Annotated in this window: 3 protein-coding genes; all 3 read right to left on the bottom strand. The window is 52.0% G+C overall.

Features of this window, described 5'->3' with window-relative positions; genetic code table 11:
• Window positions 1-1,542, bottom strand: a 1,542-nt coding sequence (gene tnpC, locus AAKU64_RS22375; protein WP_354363082.1) for an IS66 family transposase, incomplete at its 3' end; no start/stop codon positions are given.
• A gap of 80 nt (window positions 1,543-1,622) precedes the next feature.
• Window positions 1,623-1,961 carry an IS66 family insertion sequence element accessory protein TnpB gene (tnpB, locus tag AAKU64_RS22370; RefSeq protein WP_322119772.1) on the bottom strand — a complete coding sequence of 113 codons (339 nt, stop codon included), beginning with the start codon at window positions 1,959-1,961 and terminating at the stop codon, window positions 1,623-1,625.
• Entirely contained in the window at window positions 1,958-2,278 is a 321-nt protein-coding gene (gene tnpA, locus AAKU64_RS22365) for an IS66 family insertion sequence element accessory protein TnpA (protein ID WP_322119773.1), read from the bottom strand. Before tnpA ends, tnpB begins: the two co-directional genes overlap by 4 nt.
• Window positions 2,279-2,358: the final 80 nt, after the last annotated feature.

The following is a 2,358-nucleotide window of genomic DNA, read 5'->3' as shown; positions in this document are numbered from 1 at the left end:
CGGCAACAATTCATCAATACGATTATTTTTACAGGTAGGGAGTTTTTCCAAAGTTTCTTTAAGCCAGGCAAGCGGTTCGATGTTATTCGCTTTGGCGGTGGCGAGTAGACTTTGAATGGCAGCAGCCCGTTTGCCAGCGCGTTCTGATCCGGCAAACAGCCAGTTCTTCTTGCCGATGGCAATAGGACGGATGGCATTCTCGATCGGATTATTATCAATCGGTAGATTGCCACTGGCGGCATAGCGCATAATCGCCGGCCAGCGCTTGAAGCTGTAATCGATGGCTTTGGCCAGACTGCTGCCATCCGCCGTCTTTTGACGCGTCAGCAGTAACCACGCATGCATCGCTTCCAATCTCGGCAAGGCTTGTTCTTGGCGGTACCGTGCGCGTTGTTCAATCGAGTAATCTTTGGCCGCGCTCTCAATGTGATACAGCTCGGCTATTCGGCCCAGCGCTTCGGCGGCCGTTGGGTGTTGATTGGCCGCATGCAAATCAAAGAATTTACGTCGCGCATGCGCCAGGCAAGCGAGCTCAGTGATGCCCTGACCAAACATGGCTTTATAGCCCGCGTAGTCATCGACCATCAGGTGTCCTTGCCAATCGGCGAGGAAAGTGCGCGCATGGCTGCCACTGCGCCCAAGCTGAAACTCAAACACGATGATCGGCGGACCTTCGTCGAGACTATTACTTCGATACGCCCACAAGTAAGCGCGTTTGGTTTTACCTTTGCCGGGATCTAATTGTTGCACCGGTGTTTCGTCGGCATGCAGGACGCTGCGTTCTTTGAGTAATTCGGTCAATCGATCTACCAGCGGTTGCAAAGCGACCCCGATACGTCCGATCCATTCAGCCAGCGTCGATCGAGAAATCCCCGCACCATGACGGGCGCTGATTTGTTCGATACGATACAGCGGCAAATGATCTAAGTATTTTTGGATAACGACCCACGCATGCAAACCGGGCGCGGCTAGCCCGCCGTCGATGATGGCCGGAGGAATGGCGGCTGCGGTAACCGTTTCGCAAGCGCGGCAGGCGTATTGCGGACGGATATGGCGATGCACAAAGAAACGCGCTGGTTCGACATCGAGTTGTTCACTGATATCTTCACTGATCTGCACCAGCACATTGCCACATTGACCGCAGTTGCACGATTCTGGTTCGTGCCGATGTTCGATGCGTGGCAATTCTGCCGGCAGTGGCTTGCGCCCGGTTGGTTTCGTTTTTACGCGGGGTGCAGAGGAGAGTTGCTCCAGTTCGGCCTGCATGGCATTAAGATCGGTTTCTTGTGTCTCATCGAATAAATCCCGTTGCTGTGCAGTGAAGGCTTCGGAGGTGCTGCAAAATTTGATCCGCTTGTGGTACGCCAGCTCTAACGTGAGAGCGGCAATTTTAGTGTCTTTACGGTGTATTTCTGCATCGTGTTGGGCGATTTTACTAGCATCCTTGTGCGCTTGTTCTGCCCAGGCGGCAACCTGTATCGCCAACTGTTCTGGTGACGTGGTGTGCGGATTAAACTGAGCGAGTGCGGTAGCGAGATCCATGCTGGAAGTTTACATAGACTCGCCCATGTTTACAACCAAAAAGAATGGTGTTTCGCTATTTTTTTGAACGTATTAAAGATTCACACTTGCCAGTGCGTTGGTGCCTGTGCCGTCAGGCGATGCCAGTCGACACCTTTGATGAGCCAATCCCATTGTGCTTGCGTAATCACCCAGCATCGATCATCGTTGCTGGGCCAAACAAACGCACCACGGTGTAATCGGCGCTGACAGCACCACACGCCAGTGCCATCCCAGATTAACAGTTTTAATCGTGTTTTAGGACGATTGCAAAATGCATAGGCGGTGCCATCGCATGGCGTGGTACCTAAACTAGTTTGTATCCATTGCGATAAACTCTCTAGGCCACGGCGCATATCGACTGGTTCAATCACGCAACAAATTTGACCTGGTGCGATCATGCTAATTCATTGAATAATCGAGCTAGCCAGGTAATCTGCACATCCGCAGGTAGCACAAGCTGCCATCCAGATCCATGTTGCAAGACGATCGGCAGAGTCGATGCTGCTGGCGTGCTGGGTTGAATTACAATCGGAACAGTGATCAGGGGTGCTGTTGCTGGTAACTCCTTTCGGCCACGCATAATCCAGCCGTTGAATGTGGTGGCATTTAATTTGCGCTCACGACAATACGCTGCTTGCGTCAGCCCTGATGCGCGCCAGGTACTAACATGTTGCAGCCAATCTGCGCGGATTAGGATGGATTTGATTCTTGACATACTTTGCTCTCCAAAATGATCCAGTCTGGACAGTGCATGAAATTATTTGCTGTTCATAGATGGTAGCGTTGGACGCTTAC

Origin of the sequence: Undibacterium sp. GrIS 1.8 (genome assembly GCF_040544445.1) — a bacterium.
Lineage (GTDB): Bacteria > Pseudomonadota > Gammaproteobacteria > Burkholderiales > Burkholderiaceae_D > Undibacterium.
This window is presented reverse-complemented; position numbering and strand designations above follow the sequence as displayed.